Source organism: Klebsiella sp. HMSC25G12, assembly GCF_001807705.1.
Lineage (GTDB): Bacteria > Pseudomonadota > Gammaproteobacteria > Enterobacterales > Enterobacteriaceae > Klebsiella > Klebsiella variicola.
On sequence record NZ_KV789801.1, the window covers coordinates 50,894 to 67,105 of the forward strand.

The 16,212-nt window shown below is 59.0% G+C and carries 15 protein-coding genes; 5 read left to right on the forward strand and 10 right to left on the reverse strand.

Annotation, left to right across the window (positions count from 1 at the left end; all coding sequences use genetic code 11):
- Positions 1 to 139 precede the first annotated feature (139 nt).
- The 7 genes from HMPREF3096_RS02220 to rhaB all read right to left on the reverse strand — a co-directional run bounded on the left by HMPREF3096_RS02220 (position 140) and on the right by rhaB (position 8,575).
- A complete protein-coding gene (locus HMPREF3096_RS02220; RefSeq protein WP_012969223.1) occupies positions 140 to 1,144 on the reverse strand; it encodes an ABC transporter permease in 1,005 nt (334 codons plus the stop codon).
- Positions 1,141 to 2,148: an ABC transporter permease gene (locus tag HMPREF3096_RS02225; RefSeq protein ID WP_008807886.1), complete on the reverse strand. Its 1,008-nt coding sequence runs from the start codon at positions 2,146 to 2,148 to the stop codon at positions 1,141 to 1,143. The genes HMPREF3096_RS02220 and HMPREF3096_RS02225 overlap by 4 nt, the downstream gene beginning before the upstream one ends.
- Entirely contained in the window at positions 2,145 to 3,656 is a 1,512-nt protein-coding gene (locus HMPREF3096_RS02230) for a sugar ABC transporter ATP-binding protein (protein WP_032731546.1), read from the reverse strand. The genes HMPREF3096_RS02225 and HMPREF3096_RS02230 overlap by 4 nt, the downstream gene beginning before the upstream one ends.
- Before the next feature lie 146 nt (positions 3,657 to 3,802).
- On the reverse strand, positions 3,803 to 4,789 hold the full coding sequence (gene rhaS / locus HMPREF3096_RS02235; protein ID WP_022064613.1) for a rhamnose ABC transporter substrate-binding protein: 987 nt from the start codon (positions 4,787 to 4,789) through the stop codon (positions 3,803 to 3,805).
- Positions 4,790 to 4,870: 81 nt separating this feature from the next.
- The gene (rhaD, locus tag HMPREF3096_RS02240; protein WP_008807883.1) at positions 4,871 to 5,701 is read right to left on the reverse strand and encodes a rhamnulose-1-phosphate aldolase; all 831 of its coding nucleotides are present in this window, start codon (positions 5,699 to 5,701) and stop codon (positions 4,871 to 4,873) included.
- 151 nt (positions 5,702 to 5,852) lie between these two features.
- Complete coding sequence (gene rhaA / locus HMPREF3096_RS02245) at positions 5,853 to 7,112, reverse strand: L-rhamnose isomerase (RefSeq protein ID WP_012543272.1); 1,260 nt, start codon at positions 7,110 to 7,112, stop codon at positions 5,853 to 5,855.
- Positions 7,109 to 8,575, reverse strand: a complete 1,467-nt coding sequence (rhaB, locus tag HMPREF3096_RS02250; protein ID WP_032731547.1) for a rhamnulokinase — start codon at positions 8,573 to 8,575, stop codon at positions 7,109 to 7,111. Before rhaB ends, rhaA begins: the two co-directional genes overlap by 4 nt.
- 310 nt (positions 8,576 to 8,885) lie before the next feature.
- On the opposite strand from rhaB, the gene rhaS (HMPREF3096_RS02255) reads away from it, so the two are divergent.
- Together rhaS (HMPREF3096_RS02255) and rhaR are read left to right on the forward strand one after the other, a co-directional pair.
- Positions 8,886 to 9,722: an HTH-type transcriptional activator RhaS gene (gene rhaS / locus HMPREF3096_RS02255; protein ID WP_008807880.1), complete on the forward strand. Its 837-nt coding sequence runs from the start codon at positions 8,886 to 8,888 to the stop codon at positions 9,720 to 9,722.
- Positions 9,723 to 9,795: 73 nt separating this feature from the next.
- Positions 9,796 to 10,641 (forward strand): HTH-type transcriptional activator RhaR, encoded by an 846-nt coding sequence (rhaR, locus tag HMPREF3096_RS02260; RefSeq protein WP_008807878.1) that lies wholly within the window; start codon positions 9,796 to 9,798, stop codon positions 10,639 to 10,641.
- A 32-nt stretch (positions 10,642 to 10,673) separates the two neighbouring features.
- On the opposite strand, the gene rhaT is transcribed toward rhaR, so the two are convergent.
- Positions 10,674 to 11,708, reverse strand: coding sequence for an L-rhamnose/proton symporter RhaT (gene rhaT, locus HMPREF3096_RS02265; protein WP_012543269.1), 1,035 nt, complete (start codon positions 11,706 to 11,708; stop codon positions 10,674 to 10,676).
- Between the two features lie 289 nt (positions 11,709 to 11,997).
- Between rhaT and sodA the strand changes: the two genes are divergently transcribed.
- Positions 11,998 to 12,618, forward strand: a complete 621-nt coding sequence (gene sodA / locus HMPREF3096_RS02270; protein ID WP_004203668.1) for a superoxide dismutase [Mn] — start codon at positions 11,998 to 12,000, stop codon at positions 12,616 to 12,618.
- A gap of 72 nt (positions 12,619 to 12,690) precedes the next feature.
- Entirely contained in the window at positions 12,691 to 13,365 is a 675-nt protein-coding gene (yiiM, locus tag HMPREF3096_RS02275; protein WP_032731548.1) for a 6-hydroxyaminopurine reductase, read from the forward strand.
- 63 nt (positions 13,366 to 13,428) lie between these two features.
- Here the strand turns inward: yiiM and cpxA are convergent, their stop codons facing one another.
- Positions 13,429 to 14,802 (reverse strand): envelope stress sensor histidine kinase CpxA, encoded by a 1,374-nt coding sequence (gene cpxA, locus HMPREF3096_RS02280; protein ID WP_008807874.1) that lies wholly within the window; start codon positions 14,800 to 14,802, stop codon positions 13,429 to 13,431.
- Positions 14,799 to 15,497 carry an envelope stress response regulator transcription factor CpxR gene (cpxR, locus tag HMPREF3096_RS02285; RefSeq protein WP_002882901.1) on the reverse strand — a complete coding sequence of 233 codons (699 nt, stop codon included), beginning with the start codon at positions 15,495 to 15,497 and terminating at the stop codon, positions 14,799 to 14,801. The genes cpxA and cpxR overlap by 4 nt, the downstream gene beginning before the upstream one ends.
- Before the next feature lie 149 nt (positions 15,498 to 15,646).
- Here cpxR and cpxP point away from each other — a divergent pair, with 149 nt between their 5' ends.
- On the forward strand, positions 15,647 to 16,150 hold the full coding sequence (cpxP, locus tag HMPREF3096_RS02290) for a cell-envelope stress modulator CpxP (RefSeq protein WP_004178004.1): 504 nt from the start codon (positions 15,647 to 15,649) through the stop codon (positions 16,148 to 16,150).
- Positions 16,151 to 16,212 lie beyond the last annotated feature (62 nt).

Genomic DNA, 16,212 nt, shown 5'->3' on the forward strand with positions numbered 1-16,212 from the left:
TGATTTTGGAAAATCCGTTTCCCCTCACCCCAGCCCTCTCCCGCAGGGAGAGGGGGAAAACCGGTCCCGGACTACAGGCTGCCTGCGTGCGCCGGGCAGTCCCCTCTCCCTTGGGGAGAGGGCCAGGGTGAGGGGGAAATTAACATCGTCTTCGCTGCATCATCCGCCGGGTCATAATCGGCAGGGAGATCACCACGATCAGCATGGCGCCGATAATCACCGACATCACGATGCCGGGGACGTTCAGCAGGCTCAGGCCGAAGGTCACCAGCCCCATCAGAAAGGCGGCAATGATCACCCCGGGCATGCTGCCGGAGCCGCCAAGAATATTGACGCCGCCGAGCACCGCCATGGTGACAACCGCCAGCTCCCAGCCCATCGCCAGGGTAGGGCGGGTACTGCCGAGCCGTGAGGTCAGCAGGACCGCCGCCAGCCCGGCCATCAGCCCGACCAGCGCGAACAGCACCAGGTTATGACGCTTAACGTTGATCCCCGAAAACCAGGCGCCGGTCGGGTTATTGCCGATGGCGTAGGTCCGGCGACCAAAGTTGGTTTTATGCAGCAGGAAGGTGAAGGCGGCCGCGAGGAGGATAAACAGCGCAAACTCAAAAGAGAGCGCCCCCCACACGTAGCCCTGGCCGAACCAGGCGAAGCTCTCCGGATAGTGATTGAGCGCCTGATCGCCCAGCAGGATATAGGTGATGCCGCGATACAGGCTCATGGTGCCGATGGTGATCACAATGGACGACAGGTTAAAGCGAGTCACCAGCAAGCCGTTGAACAGGCCGCACAGCAGACCTACGCCCAGACCGATGACCACCAGCAGCGGGGTGTCCACCCCCGCTGCCGCGCAGAAGCCCATCACCGTTGAGCTGAGCGCCATCGTCGAGGCCACCGACAGATCGATTTCCCGGGCGATAATCAGCATCGCCATCGGCAGGACGACGATCGCCTTCTCGGTAAAGGTAAAGGTCGCGTCCGAGAGGTTCCAGATATTGAGGAAGTACGGGGAAGCCACCGCGTTGCCGATAAATACCGCCAGGGTGACCGCCAGTAAAAACCCTTCCCAGCACAGCAGGCGGCGCAGCGGCGACGGCGCGGCCGGGGCGTTTTTCATCTCTTCAGATACCATCATCTTGCTCATGATTTTACCGCCTGTTTCTGTCGGGCTAACGCCGCGTTGCGCAGGATTAACCGCCCGTGACCGCGATTGCCGCGCTCGTTGAGCAGCACCGCCATGACGATCACCGCCCCGGAGATCGCCATTTGCCAGAAGGGCGAGATGCCGATCACCGGCAGGGCGTTATTGATGACCCCGAGGAACAGCGCGCCGCACAGGCAGCCCAGCACCCGTCCGCTTCCGCCCATGGTACTGATACCGCCGATCACGCAGGCCGCGACCACCTGCAGTTCAAAGCCGTTCGCCACGTCGACATAGGCGACGGCGAAGCGCGAGATCCACAGATAGCCGCAGAAGCCGGCCAGCGCGCCGGAGAGACAGAAACTGACGAACTGCATTTTTCCGGCGTTAATGCCGGTGTAGTACGCCGCCGTCGCGTTGCCGCCTGCGGTGTATAAGGCCCGGCCGGTGCGGCTGTAGCGCAGGAAATAACCCACCAGCAGCAGCGCGGCGATGGCGCACCAGCTCAGAAGCGGTAATCCCATGAGCGTGCTGCGCGGCAGACTGAGAAAATCAGCGCTCATCTGATGTGAGTTAACCCAGCCGCCGTCAGTCAGCAGGAAGATAATGCCGCGATAAATGCTCATGGTGCCCAGGGTCACCACGATGGCGGGAATGCCGAGGCGCCAGACCAGCAGGCCGTTAATCATCCCCATCAGCAGGCCCAGCAGGGTTGCCAGTGCCAGCAGCGCCACCACCGGAATACCCGGATAGTGGGCGTTAAGCAGGGCGACGATCATCCCGGTCAGCGCCAGGTTGGCGGCCATCGACAGATCGATGCCTTTGGTGAGCAACACCATCATCTGCCCGAGGGCGAGAATGATAAGGATGGCGGTATCGTTAAACATCTCCACCAGATTGCCCGGTGAAACGAACGACGGCGCCCGGCTGCCGATGGCGCCGATCATCAAAATGATGACCACCGCCAGCAGCGCTTCGCGATGTTTAAGCCATGCGTGTCCCATCATGCCGCCTCCTGGCCGATGCCGCTGGCGGCGCTAACGATGGTTTCCGCTGTCGCTTCCCCGGCCTGGTATTCGGCGACCATCAGCCCTTCGTGCATCACGATAATCCGGTCGGCCATGCCCATCACTTCCGGCAGCTCTGACGACACCATAATCACCGCCAGCCCCTGGCTGACCAGCTCGGACATAAACTGATGCACGGCGGCTTTTGAGCCGATATCGATGCCTTTGGTCGGCTCATCGAGGATAATCACCTCGGGATGGGTCGCCAGCCATTTGCCGATCACCACTTTCTGCTGGTTGCCGCCAGAGAGGGTCTCCACCGGCTGCCGCCAGCTGAAGGCTTTAACCTGCAGGCGCGAGGCGTACTCGTCGGCCAGCCGCCATTCCCGGGCGTCGTTCAGAATGCCGTTAGGGTTGAGCTTGCTGAGCTGCGGTAAACTGATGTTCTGGGCGATGGGCAGGGCGATGATCGCTCCCTGTTTCTGCCGCTCTTCCGGCACGCAGACGATGCCCGCGCGGATGGCGTCGGCGGGCTGGCGAAAGCGCATGGGGCTGCCGTTCAGGCGGATCTCGCCGGAGGAGGGACGCGAGACACCGGAGAGCGCCTGCATCAGCTCGGTGCGTCCGGCGCCCACCAGGCCGTAAAAGCCGAGAATTTCGCCCTTGCGCAGGCGGAAGCTGATATGGGCAAACTCGGTAGGATGACAGAGATCGGTCACCTCCAGCACCGTTTCTCCGGGCGTGCAGTCGATTTTCGGGTAGGTTTGGGTGATCGCCCGGCCCACCATCATCGACACCATTCGCTCTTCGGTGATGTCGCTTATCGCCCCGGAGCTGACGTACACCCCATCGCGCAGGATGGTGTAATAATCGGCCACCTCGAAGATTTCATCGAACTTATGCGAGATAAACAGGATCGCTTTGCCGTCCTGCTTCAGACGCTCAACGATGTGATAAAACTCCAGGATTTCATGCTGGGAGAGCGCGGCGGTCGGCTCATCGAGGATCACCACCTGGGCGTCGAAAGCCAGCGCCCGGGCAATCGCCACCATGTGCCGCTGGGCGATGCTGAGGGTTTTCAGCGTGGCCCGCGGGTCGATCTGGACTTCCAGCCGGGTGAGGATCTCGCTGGCTCTGCGGTGCATCGCCGGCCAGTCGAGCGTTTTTAACAGTCCCTTATACAGATACTGGCCGACGAAAATATTTTCACTGACCGAGAGTTCGTCAAACAGCACGGTTTCCTGGTGAATGGCGGTGATCCCTACCTTATGCGCCGATTCCGGCGTTGGCAGATGAATAGGGATCGCTTTATAGAGGATCTCGCCCTCTTCGGGCTGATAAATACCGGTCATCACTTTGACCAGCGTGGATTTCCCCGCGCCGTTTTCGCCGATTAAGGCGGTCACTTTGCCGGGCCAGAGATCAAGCTGCACGTTCTCAAGGGCGCGCACACCGGGAAAAATCTTGGTGATCCCCTTCAGCGACAGCAGTGGCGTTGATGCTGACATGATAGTTCTCCACAAAAATCACCCCTCACCCTAACCCTCTCCCCAAAGGGGCGTGGGTACGGTCCGGCGTCCGCTGGCCACATCGTGCAGAGGACCAGCCTTTCCCCCTCTCCCTCCGGGAGAGGGCCGGGGTGAGGGAACAAGGGTTAGAAAATTTTCGAGAACTTATCGATGTTGCTCGCATCGTAGACGAACGGCTCGGCCATCGCGCCATTCCCCTCAGCATCCAGCTTCACTTTGCCCAGCTTGCCCATACTGGCTTCGGTTTTGGTCGCCGTGCCTTTGACTAAATCGTCGGCCAGATAGGTGGCGGCGTAGCCCAGGTCAATCGGATTCCAGATGGCGAAGCTTTTGCTGGCGCCGGACTTGATCGCGCCGGCCATTTCCGACGGCAGCCCCAGCCCGGTGACATAGACTTTGCCGATTTTGCCCTGATCCTTCACCGCCTGCGCGGCGGCAACAATGCCCACCGACGACGGCGAAACAATGACTTTCAGGTCCGGATATGATTTCAGCAGGCCCACCGCTTCGCGGTAGCTTTTATCCGACAGATCATCCCCGTAGGCGACAGTGACCAGCTGCACGGACGGATACTGCGGCAGCACCTTTTTCATCTCCTCAATCCAGATGTTCTGGTTAGTGGAGGTTGGGGTGGCGCTTAACACGGCCACCTCGCCTTTCTCAACGTTCAGCGCCTTCAGCGCATCGGCGGCGAGCTTGACGTTGGTTTCGCCAATTAAGGCGTTATTCGAGGGGTTAAGATGGATCTGGCGGCCTGCCGGCGCCACGCCGGAGTCCCACGAGACCACCTTGATGCCGCGCTGCATCGCTTTTTTCAGCACCGGCACCACCGCGTCCGGATCGTTGGCGGAAATGGCGATCGCATCCACCCCCTGGGCGATCAACCCATTCAGCACGTCGATCTGCGCTTCGGCGGTGGTAGTGGTCGGGCCGGTGTAGATCACTTTGACATCACCTAACTCTTTGGCTGCCTGTTGGGCGCCAGCGTTGGCGGCTTCGAAGAAGCCATTTCCCAGCGATTTCGCCACAAGGGCGATTTTAACTTCGGCTAAGGCGGAACCGGACAACGCCAGGGCGGCAACGGTGAGGATCAAGCTTGTCTTTGTTTTCATTGCTTTTACTCCACATGAGTTAGTTTTGTAGGGTTTGCAGGTGATATTTCGCCCCGTCTCGGTGAGCGGGGCGCGATGTTGTTATGGATAAAGATCTAAAGCGGACTGCAGCGGCTGCACGTTGAAGCGTTTGCCAAGGGCGATAAGCTCTTCGCGGGTGATGGTCTGCTTCATCCCGCCCATGGACAAGACTTTCACCAGCACTTCGGCGGACTTCTCGGCGGTGTCGATCAGGCCGAAGGTCTCATCCAGCGTGGGGCCGCTGCCGAAGACGCCGTGGAATGGCCACAGCACCAGCGAGTGTTTTTGCATGGTTTCGGCGGTCGCCTGGCCGATTTCATCGGTGCCCGGCACCATCCACGGCAGAATGCCGACGCCGTCCGGGAAGACCACCAGACATTCGGTGCTACCTTCCCACAGCTTGCGGGTGAACAGATCGCTGTGGTTCTCCAGAACATAGGTCAGGGCGATCAGGTTGGTGGCATGGCAGTGCATGATCACCCGGTCTTTGCCGCCGGTCAGTTTGATGCGCTCGCTATGCGACAGGAAGTGTGCCGGCAGCTCGGAGGTCGGTACGGCATCCTCGGTGAGGCCCCACAGGATATGGTATCCCGCGCCATCGCTGTCGACCTTTACCACGCCGAGGTTAGCGGCCGGGTCGAGCTGGACGTTACGGAAGAATTTGCCGGAGCCGGTGACGATAAATGGCTGGTTGGCCAGGATTGGCATCGGCTGGCTGAGGGCGATGTAACGCGGTTTGGCGTGGAAATCCGCCGCATAAGGTTCGATATCCGCTTCATCCAGACGCAGCGTCAGGTTGCCGCCGTTGCGTTCGTCCCAGCCTTTCAGCCAGGCGTCGGAGGTGGCTTTGATCATGCCCTGGACGAACCAGGCGTCGATAATGGTCTGCATAGTCTTGTCTTTCCTGTTGATTCGGTGGGGGTAGCCCCTCACCCTAACCCTCTCCCCACAGGGGAGAGGGAACTGTTCGGTGCGCTCTGGCAACATCGCGCAGTTCGTAGCCCAGGTAAGGCGTCAGCCGCGACCCGGGAAAGCCCGTGCATTACCCGCGCTGGCTCAGAACCGCATTCTCATAAGCCCGCACGTTGTCCAGCCACTGACTGCCCGCCGGCGTGTCGTGACGCTGACAGTACATCTCCCAGATAGCCTGCCACGGCAGCGATTTTTGCTCTTCGAGCAGCGCCAGGCGGGCGGTGTAATCGCCGTCGTTCTCCAGCTGACGAAGCTGAGCAGTTGGTTCCAGCAGGGCGCGCAGCAGCGCTTTTTTCATATTGCGGGTACCAATCACCCAGGCTGCGATGCGGTTGATGGAGGCATCGAAGAAGTCGAGGCCGATGTGCACGCGGTCAAACAGGTTATGGCGAATGATTTCGCTGGCGATGGCCTGGGTTTCATCATCCAGCAGCACCACGTGGTCGCTGTCCCAACGTACCGGGCGGCTGACGTGCAGCAGCAGGCGCGGGATGTAGAGCATGGCGGCAGAGATTTTGTCGGAGATCACTTCCGTCGGGTGGAAATGGCCGGCATCGAGACACAGCGCCGTCTGGCGGCTGGTGGCGTAGCCCATATAGAACTCGTTGGAGCCGACGGTGTAGCTTTCGGCGCCGATGCCGAACAGCTTGCTCTCCACGGCGTCAATATGGTGCGCCGGGTCGAGCTTCTCGCTGATCACTTCATCAAGGGCATTCAGCAACCGCTGGCGCGGCGCGAAGCGGTCAACGGTAATATCTTTCATGCCGTCCGGCACCCAGATATTCATCACCGATGGGGTACCCAGCTGTTCGCCAAAATAAGCGGATACGCGACGGCTGGCTTTGCAGTGGTCGATCCAGAACTGGCGGATCTCATCGTTGGCGTGCGACAGGGTAAAGCCGTCGGCGCTCAGCGGATGCGAGAAGCAGGAGGGGTTGAAATCCAGCCCCAGTTTGTTGGCTTTCGCCCACGTAACCCAGTTTTTAAAGTGCTCCGGCTTAATCTCATTGCGCGCTACCGGCGCGTCGGATTCCAGGTAAATAGCGTGCAGGTTGAGACGCTTTGGTCCCGGGATCAGGCTCAGCGCCTGCTCAAGGTCGGCGCGTAGCTCTTCAGCATTGCGCGCTTTGCCCGGGTAGTTGCCGGTCGCCTGGATGCCGCCGGTCAGGCTTCCCGCCGGGTTTTCGAAACCGGCGACGTCGTCACCCTGCCAGCAGTGCATGGAGACGGGCAGACGGTCCAGCTGGCGCAGGGCCTCCTCGACATCCACGCCGACGGCGGCGTAGCGCTGCTTAGCAATTTCCCAGGCTTGTTCAAGTTGAGTGGTCATGCGCAAAGCTCCTTGGTCTGTTGTGGCTGAAACTGCGCCACGAAACGGGCAATTTCACTATCAGGATTGGGGGTAAAAGCGGTGAGCGCCGCGTTGTCGCGCACCACTTGACGAAACTCATCGACATTGGCCAGCTCGTCGAGGGTCATTAACTGGATGCCGATATTGCCGAGGGTGGAGGCTTCTATCGGGCCGGCCACGACGGCGATCCCGCAGGCGTCAGCGCACAGCTGGTTAAGCAGCGCGTTCTGGCAGCCGCCGCCGACGATATGCAGCTGGCTGAAGGGCTGGCCGCGCAGCGCCGCCAGCTCGTTAAGCACCCGGGCGTAGAGCAGCGCCAGGCTGTCGAAAATGCAGCGCGCCAGCTCGGCATCGCTTTCAGGAACGGGCTGCCCGGCATCGCGACAGGCGGCCTGGATCTCGGCGCTCATACTGGCCGGGTTGATAAAGCGGTCATCGTTGCAGTCAATCATGAAGCGGCACGCCGGTAGCGCGGCGGTGCGGGCGATCAGCCCCTGCAGGTCGCTGACGTTTTGCTCTTTCAGCACCCGCTGCAGCAGCCACAGGCCCATGATATTTTTCAGCACCCGATAGCGGCCTTCCGCTCCGCCTTCGTTGGTGATATTGGCCTGCAGCGCCGCGTCGCAGTTGTATGGGGTCAGGCTTTCAAACCCCATCAGCGACCAGGTGCCGGAGGAGAGATAGGCGGCATCACGGTCGGCCAGCGGAGAGGCGATCACCGCGCTGGCGGTGTCGTGGCTGGCGACAGCGACCACCGGAATACGGTTGCCCTGCGGGCAGATCCAGTGACCAATCACATTGCCGGGGTGGGTCGGCGTTCCGAACCACGCCAACGGCGCGCCGGTCCAGTTCAGCAGCGTCTCATCCCAGCTATCGCTATTGATGTTAACCAGCTGGGTGGTGGTGGCGTTGGTATATTCCCAGTTCAGATTGCCGGTCAGGCGGAAGCTGAAATAGTCGGGGATCAGCAGGGCATGCGCGGCCTGACTGACCAGCTCCGGCTGCTGCTCCACCAGGGCGCGCAGCTGGTAAAGGGTGTTAAACGGCAGAAACTGAATACCACTGCGGCGATAGATCTCCGCCCGGCCCAGCTGTTCTTCAGCGTGACGTAGCAGGCCCTGGGTGCGGTCGTCGCGATAGGAGATCGGCAGTCCGACGCGCTGGCCCTGCTTATCCAGCAGGACATAATCCACCCCCCAGGTATCGATGCCGATACTGTCGATCAGGATGCCCTGCTCACACACTTTCTCCAGCCCGCGACGGATCTCGCCTTCCAGGCTATCCACATCCCAGCAGTCGAAGCCATCCACCTTCTGCAGGCTGTTGGTGAAGCGATGAATTTCCCGCAGGATCAGGGCGCGTGGCCCGGACTGATAGCTGGCGAGCATCACCCGCCCGCTGGAGGCGCCTAAATCGACGGCGACACAATGACGAATACTCATGGAAAGACCCTTCTTAAAATCATTGTCCGCAGTCTAAAAAAGGCCGCTTACTGACACCTTCTCGCTACGGACAGTCAAAACTGGCCGCTGGCAAGAAAGCAAAGGTGACCGTGAGGGAAATCACAATTTGCGGTTTTAGGGGGTGGCGAGGGGGATGTGATGGCGTCCGCAGTTCCGTATCTTTCCGGCTGATTCTTGAAAAAGCGGCAGGATTTACGAATTTCATGGTCAAAAATTGAAGGCCGGATAGCCAACCCTTCATTACTATCAGCCGGTGACTGATAATTTTTCTCATTACGAGGGTGGCATCATGACCATATTGCACAGTACGGATTTCTTTAAGGCCGGGATCTCGACGGTGGCTATTGAACCCCGCCTCCCTCAGTCGGCCTTTCCGGAACATCACCATGATTTCCATGAAATTGTCATCGTGGAGCAGGGCACGGGTATTCACGTCTTCAATGGTCAGCCCTATACCATCGGCGGCGGTTCGGTCTGCTTTATTCGCGATCACGACCGGCATCTGTACGAGCATACGGATAACCTGTGTCTGACCAACGTGCTCTATCGCGCGCCGGATGCGTTTCGTTTTCTCGCCGGGGTCAGCCAACTGCTGCCCCAGGAGCAGGAGGGGAACTACCCGTCGCACTGGCGGGTGAACCAGACGGTCCTGCAGCAGGTTCGGCATATCGTGGCGCAGATGGAGGCCATGGGGAGCGAAACGGATACCCATGCCGTCGCCAGCCGTGAGATCCTGTTTATGCAGCTGCTGGTGCTGTTGCGTAAAAGCAGTCTTGCGGAAGAGGCTACCAACAATGATGCGCGGCTGAATCAGCTGCTGGCCTGGCTGGAAGATCATTTTGCCCAGGAGATCTGCTGGGAGGAGGTGGCGGCGCAGTTTTCGCTGTCGCTGCGTACCCTGCACCGCCAGCTGAAGCAGCAGACCGGCCTGACGCCGCAGCGCTATCTTAATCGGGTGCGCCTGATGAAGGCCCGGCATCTGCTGCGCCACAGCGATGAAAGCGTGACTGATATCGCTTTTCGCTGCGGCTTCGGCGACAGTAACCACTTTTCGACGCTTTTTCGCCGCGAATTTGACTGGTCGCCGCGCGATATCCGCCAGGGCCGCGACGCCATTCTTCAGTAACGCGAGAAGAGTCAACGTATTGCGGGCTAAAAACGCGAATAATGCGCCCTTATCCGCGTTTGGAGTGTGAGCCGTGGCCGGTCTGATTCTACGTAAAGAGGAGTTTTTCCCTTCCGCCACGCAGGCAGTGGCGGTGGCTGACCGCTACCCGCAAAATGTTTTTGCCGAGCATACCCACGAGTTCTGCGAGCTGGTGCTGGTGTGGCGCGGCAACGGGCTGCACGTCCTTAACGATCGCCCCTGGCGCATTACCCGCGGCGATCTGTTCTATATTCGCGCCGAAGATAAACACTCCTATGCTTCGGTTAATGATTTAGTCCTGCAGAACATCATCTATTGCCCGGAGCGGCTGCAGCTCAATTTTGACTGGGCGGGGACGATCCCTGGCCTCTTTGGCACGCCGTGGAAGCCCCACTGGCGCATGGGCAGCACAGGTATGGCGCAGGCGCGCCAGGTGATTAGCCAGCTTGAGCATGAGTGCGCCCGGCGCGACGCGCAGGGAAATGCGATGGCCGAACTGCTTTTTGCCCAGCTGGCGCTGACGTTGCAGCGCCATCGCTACGCGACGGATGATCCCGCGGCGACGCAGCGCGAAGCGCTGCTGGACAAACTGCTGGCCGCGCTGGCGGCCAGCCTCAGCCGCCCCTTTGTTCTGGAGCGTTTCTGCGAGCAGGAGGGCGGCAGCGAGCGGGCGCTTCGCCAGCAGTTTCGCCAGCAAACCGGGATGACCATCAATCACTATTTACGCCAGCTGCGGATCTGCCATGCGCAGTATCTGCTGCAGCATACCGAGCGCTTAATCGGCGATATCGCCATGCAGTGCGGCTTTGAGGACAGTAACTACTTTTCGGTGGTTTTTAGCCGGGAAATCGGCATGTCGCCGGGGCAGTGGCGGCAGCGCAGTCGCGCCGCCGCCTGAAGACCGTCGTTGTCTGGCTGATGACCCGGTGGTTAACTGGCCATCCCCAGACCGACGATATTGGCGGCGATGATGATCACCACGCAGCCGAGGCTCAGGACGCTCACCGGACGACGACCGGCGTTGTTCCACTCCTTCAGCACCAGACCCACCAGACCGCCGCACAGCACGTAGAAACTCATGTGCAGCATCCAGCTCATATAGTCATACTGCGCCGGAATGCTGGCGTGGCCCCAGGCATAGAAGAAGAACTGGAGATACCACATCAGGCCGCCGAGGGCGGAGAGCAGAAGGTTGCTGATGATGAGCGGTTTGGCCAGCGAGAAATCGGCTTTGACTGACAGGTTCTTCACTTTCGCCAGACGAATAAAGCAGAAGCCGAGGTTGACCAGCGCCCCGCCGCCCATAATGACTACGTAGCTTGGCAGCGCCGCGTACAGCGGGTCGACGCCGAGCGCTGCGGCGGCGTCATGCATCGGTTTGGCGGCGTTCATCGCGAACGACATCCCTGCGGAGAAGATACCGCACATCACCGCCAGCAGAAGTCCTTTCTTCAGATTGAACTCTTCGGCTTTGATGCCCATTTTGCGCTCTTTCAGCTGGCCTGCGCGGGTGACGATGCCGACGCCAATCACCGCCACCAGCACGCCGAGCAGCGTCATTTGACCGCCCTGGGTGTGCATCAGCACCGAAAACTGACCGTTAATAATCGGCGTCATCAGCGTGCCGACAATCAGCGTGATGCCAATGGCGATGCCAATCCCCATCGACATGCCAAGATAGCGCATGGTCAGGCCATAGTTGATATTACCGATGCCCCACATAGCGCCGAACAGGAAGACCGGCAGCAGCGTGGAGGCGTTAAAGGAGCGGTAGTAGGCCCAGAAGTCGGGTAACAGCGTGGCGCTGATGGCCCAGGGCAGGATCAGCCAGGAGACGATCCCTCCAACCGACCACATGGTTTCCCACGACCAGTGTTTTACTTTTTTGAACGGGGCATAGAAACAGGCGGCACTGGCGGCCCCTATCAAATGCCAAAAAATACCCATCGTAATCGCGTGGTTCATTGATTTTATCCTCATCTTTTTTTATCGGAGACGGCGGCTTCCGATGTGATGAGTGTAAAAATTAGCCGCTTTGGCCGCCTTCAAGCCGTTGCCACAGGATGGCGAACCCTGGCAACCATGGGCTTAATTAGTTGTTCTACATCACAAAATGACGGGTATTTCTTCTGGTTATATCCATATGAAAAATACGGCATTGATAAGCATTTTCAATACCATTTAATTAACTATAATGGACAAACTGCTTACGCGGCGTTAACACTTGAGCCGCTCGACAATAATGGAGATGATTATGAGCTATACCCTGCCATCCCTGCCGTACGCTTACGATGCTCTGGAACCGCACTTCGACAAGCAGACGATGGAGATCCATCACACTAAACACCATCAGACCTACGTGAACAATGCCAACGCCGCGCTGGAAAGCCTGCCGGAGTTCGCTAACCTGTCCGCTGAAGAGCTGATCACCAAGCTGGATCAGCTGCCGGCTGACAAAAAGACCGTACTGCGTAACAACGCGGGCGGCCACGCTAACCACAGCCTGTTCTGGAAAGGCCTGAAAACCGGCACCACCCTGCAGGGCGACCTGAAAGCGGCTATCGAGCGCGATTTCGGCTCTGTAGACAATTTCAAAGCGGAATTCGAAAAAGCCGCTGCGACCCGTTTCGGCTCTGGCTGGGCGTGGCTGGTCCTGAAAGGTGACAAACTGGCCGTTGTCTCCACCGCCAACCAGGATTCCCCGCTGATGGGCGAAGCCATTTCCGGCGCTTCCGGCTTCCCGATCCTGGGTCTGGACGTGTGGGAACACGCTTATTACCTGAAATTCCAGAACCGTCGTCCGGACTACATCAAAGCCTTCTGGGACGTAGTGAACTGGGACGAAGCTGCAGCGCGTTTTGCCGCTAAAAAATAAGGTTGCATTGCGCTAAGAGAGAAGCGAGTCTGATGACTCGCTTTTTTTATATCTGTAGCAAGGAGAGCAGCCATGCATTATCCGGTGAATGTCTTTGTCGGCAAAATCAGGGACTACGCGGGCAGTCGCCCCAGCGCGATCGGCAAAATCCAGGTCGATGGCGAATTGCAGCTCGGCGATCTCGGCCTCGATGGGGATGAGCAGGCGGAGAAGAAAATTCACGGCGGGCCGGACCGCGCGCTGTGCCACTATCCGGGCGAACACTATGCCGACTGGATGCGTGAATTCCCCCAGCAGGCCGAGCGCTTCTGCGCGCCGGCGTTCGGCGAAAACCTCTCCACCACCGGGCTTACCGAGCAAAATGTTTATATCGGCGATATCTTTCGCTGGGGCGAGGCGCTGATCCAGGTCACCCAGCCGCGATCGCCGTGCTTCAAGCTCAACTTTCATTTTGCGATCGGTGATATGGCGCAGCTGGTGCAAAACAGCGGGAAGACCGGCTGGTTGTATCGGGTGATTGCCGGGGGGCAAGTCTCCAGCGATGCGCCCCTCGAACTGGTTTCCCGGCTGAGCGATGTCAGTGTCCATGAGGCCGGGGCGATTGCCTGGCAGATGCCGTTTGATGATGATCAGTATCATCGTTTATTGTCGGCTGCGGGCCTGTCGGTGAGCTGGAGCAGAACGATGCAGAAGCGGCGTTTAAGCGGCAAGATCGAGGATAGTTCGCGGAGATTGTGGGGGAAATAATTCCCCCATATTGAGTATTTTCGGGGATGCTCCCGGCTTAGCGCAGCGCAAGCCGGGACAGAGTCAGGTGCGCTTATACAGCGGCAGCCAAAGGGTTAAGCGCAAACCACCCAGCGGGCTGTCGTCGGCCTTCACCCAACCGCGGTGCTGCTGAATAGCGGTTTCGACAATCGCCAGCCCCAGACCGGTGCCGCCGGACTCGCGGTCGCGCGCCTCGTCGGTCCGGTAGAATGGCCGGAAAATCTGTTCGCGATCCTCCGGGCTGACGCCCGGGCCGTCGTCGTCGACGTTAACCGTAATCCCGTCTTTATCCACCGAGAAGCTGACGGAAATCTTCGTGTGCGAGTAGCGCAGGGCGTTGCGGACGATATTCTCCAGCGCGCTTTCCAGCGCATTAGGGTTACCGTACAGCGGCCAGGGGCCCGGCGGATATTCAACGGTGAAAGATTTACCCATCTGCTCGGCTTCAAACGCCGCGTTGTCCAGCACTTCGCCCCACAGCTGATTGGCTTTCACCGTCTCGCTGACCAGGGCATTTTTGGCCTGATTGCGCGACATCACCAGCAGGTCGTTGATCATGCTGTCCAGCCGGTGCGCCTCGGTTTCGATGCGCTCCAGCTCCTTGCTCTCACCGCTGCGGCGACGCAGCAGGGCGGTGCCCAACTGCAGGCGCGTAAGTGGTGTGCGCAGCTCATGCGAGATATCCGACAGCAGCCGCTGCTGGCTGGTCATCATCCGCTCCAGCGCGGTGACCATCTGGTTAAAGCTGGCGCCAGCGGCTAAGAACTCCTGCGGCCCGGCTTCCAGCTCCGGATGCTGGCGCAGGTTGCCCTGGGCGACTTCGTCGGCGGCGTTTTTCAGCTTACGCGCCGGTTTCGCCAGGCTCCACGCCAGCCACAGCAGCAGCGGGGCGCTGACCAGCATCGTGACGATAAGCAGCAGCAATGGTCGATCAAACAGCAGGTTGATAAAGTCGGATTGTGAGGTGCTGGCGGGACGAATCAGATAGAGCTGATAGTTATCCTCACCGTCCCTGACGGAAAACGGGCCCACCATTTCCAGGCGGCCATAGCGTTTTTTCTGCGGATGATCGGCATTATCGGCCTGGCCGATAAAGTTACGAATGATCTGCATCTCGTTGCGTTCTGCGCCGATCACGCGGCCTTCGCTGGTCACCAGCAGCAGGCGTTGTCCCGGCGGCGCCCATTTATCGATGGCGCGAAACAGACGGCGCCACCACATCAGGTCGTTTGGCGGATCGTTGGCCAGCTCGGCCTCGACGTGCTGCTCGATCATGATGCCCTGACGCTGCTCGCTTTCCAGCAGCTCGGTCATCTGCCGGGAATCCAGTTTGGGCAACATCAGCACCAGCATCAACACCAGCGCCAGCGTGAGCCAGAAGATGGCGAAGATGCGTGCAGTCAAACTTCCAATCATGAAGCGGAAACCATCAGATACCCGCGACCACGCAGCGTTTTAAACCATGGATGGCCATCTTTGCGCTCCGGCAGCTTACGCCGCAGGTTGGAAATATGCATATCGATGGCGCGGTCGAACGGCGTCAGGCGCTTGCCTAACACTTCCTGGCTTAAATGTTCACGCGACACTACCTGGCCGAGATGCTGCGCTAACAGATAGAGCAGGGTGAACTCGGTACCGGTGAGCTCCAGCGTCTGACCATCGAAATTGGCTTCCTGGCGGCCCGGGTTCAGGCTTAAGGCATCCACTTCCAGCGTTGGCGATCCGGCTTCGGTCGTCTGCTGCTGCTCGCTCCAGTGGGAACGGCGCAGAATCGCGCGTATACGGGCCACCAGTTCACGATCGTTGAACGGCTTAGGCAAATAGTCATCCGCGCCCAGCTCAAGGCCGAGAACGCGATCCAGCTCGCTCCCGCGCGCTGTTAGCATGATAACCGGGGTCTGGTGTGTCTGACGCAGCTCTTTCAGCGTATCGATACCGTTTTTCTTCGGCATCATCACGTCGAGCAGCAATAAATCAACGCTGTCGTCCAGAAGGGCCAGCGCCTGTTCCCCATCATGGGCCACCAGCACGTTAAAACCTTCCATATCGAGCAGCTCTTTTAACAGGGAGGTGAGCTCCCGGTCATCATCAACTAACAGGATTTTATTCATCTTTTAAATACCTCCGAGGCAGAAATTACGTCATCAAGGCCCGCTAATCCATGACTTTACGTTGTTTTACACCCCCTGACGCATGTTTGCAGCCTGAATCGTAGACTGTCTCTCGTTGAATCGCGACACAAACGTTTTGGGAGTATGTGATGCGCAATGTTATCGCTGCCGTCATGGCCTCAACGCTGGCGCTAAGTGCATATAGCCAGGCCGCTGAAGTCGTTACCAGCGTTAACTGGCTCCCCGGAGACGAAGGGGGACAGCGCGGTAGCCAGAGCCATATGTTTGACGGCATAAGTTTAACCGAGCAGCAACGTCAGCAGTTACGGGATCTTATGCAACGGGCACGCCACGACAGGCTCCCCGTTAATGTTAGCGAAATGGAGACAATGCATCGCCTTGTCACCGCAGAAAATTTTGATGAAAACGCTGTGCGCGCTCAGGCAGAAAAGATGGCGCAGGAACAGGTTGCTCGCCAGGTCGAAATGGCTAAGGTCCGCAACCAGATGTATCACCTGCTTACGCCAGAGCAGCAAGCGGTTTTAAATGCTAAGCACCAGCAACGTATGGATCAGTTGCGTGAGGTTGCAAGGATGCAGAAAGGCTCAGCCATGATGCTTTCGAGTAGTAGCAACACCCTGCAACCCCAGTAACAAACCCTGTTTTCCTTGCCATAGACACCATCCCTGTCTTCCCCCACATGATGTGGGGGTTT

Excerpts from the sequence above, each read along its gene's own strand:
- rhaB (WP_032731547.1), bottom strand. The coding sequence starts at position 8,575 with ATGAGTATTCGTCATTGTGTCGCCGTCGATTTAGGCGCCTCCAGCGGG.
- HMPREF3096_RS02220 (WP_012969223.1), bottom strand. The coding sequence starts at position 1,144 with ATGAGCAAGATGATGGTATCTGAAGAGATGAAAAACGCCCCGGCCGCG.
- sodA (WP_004203668.1), top strand. The coding sequence starts at position 11,998 with ATGAGCTATACCCTGCCATCCCTGCCGTACGCTTACGATGCTCTGGAA.
- cpxP (WP_004178004.1), top strand. The coding sequence starts at position 15,647 with ATGCGCAATGTTATCGCTGCCGTCATGGCCTCAACGCTGGCGCTAAGT.
- HMPREF3096_RS02225 (WP_008807886.1), bottom strand. The coding sequence starts at position 2,148 with ATGATGGGACACGCATGGCTTAAACATCGCGAAGCGCTGCTGGCGGTG.
- yiiM (WP_032731548.1), top strand. The coding sequence starts at position 12,691 with ATGCATTATCCGGTGAATGTCTTTGTCGGCAAAATCAGGGACTACGCG.
- rhaA (WP_012543272.1), bottom strand. The coding sequence starts at position 7,112 with ATGACCACTCAACTTGAACAAGCCTGGGAAATTGCTAAGCAGCGCTAC.
- cpxA (WP_008807874.1), bottom strand. The coding sequence starts at position 14,802 with ATGATTGGAAGTTTGACTGCACGCATCTTCGCCATCTTCTGGCTCACG.
- rhaS (WP_022064613.1), bottom strand. The coding sequence starts at position 4,789 with ATGAAAACAAAGACAAGCTTGATCCTCACCGTTGCCGCCCTGGCGTTG.
- cpxR (WP_002882901.1), bottom strand. The coding sequence starts at position 15,497 with ATGAATAAAATCCTGTTAGTTGATGATGACCGGGAGCTCACCTCCCTG.
- rhaD (WP_008807883.1), bottom strand. The coding sequence starts at position 5,701 with ATGCAGACCATTATCGACGCCTGGTTCGTCCAGGGCATGATCAAAGCC.
- rhaT (WP_012543269.1), bottom strand. The coding sequence starts at position 11,708 with ATGAACCACGCGATTACGATGGGTATTTTTTGGCATTTGATAGGGGCC.
- HMPREF3096_RS02230 (WP_032731546.1), bottom strand. The coding sequence starts at position 3,656 with ATGTCAGCATCAACGCCACTGCTGTCGCTGAAGGGGATCACCAAGATT.
- rhaS (WP_008807880.1), top strand. The coding sequence starts at position 8,886 with ATGACCATATTGCACAGTACGGATTTCTTTAAGGCCGGGATCTCGACG.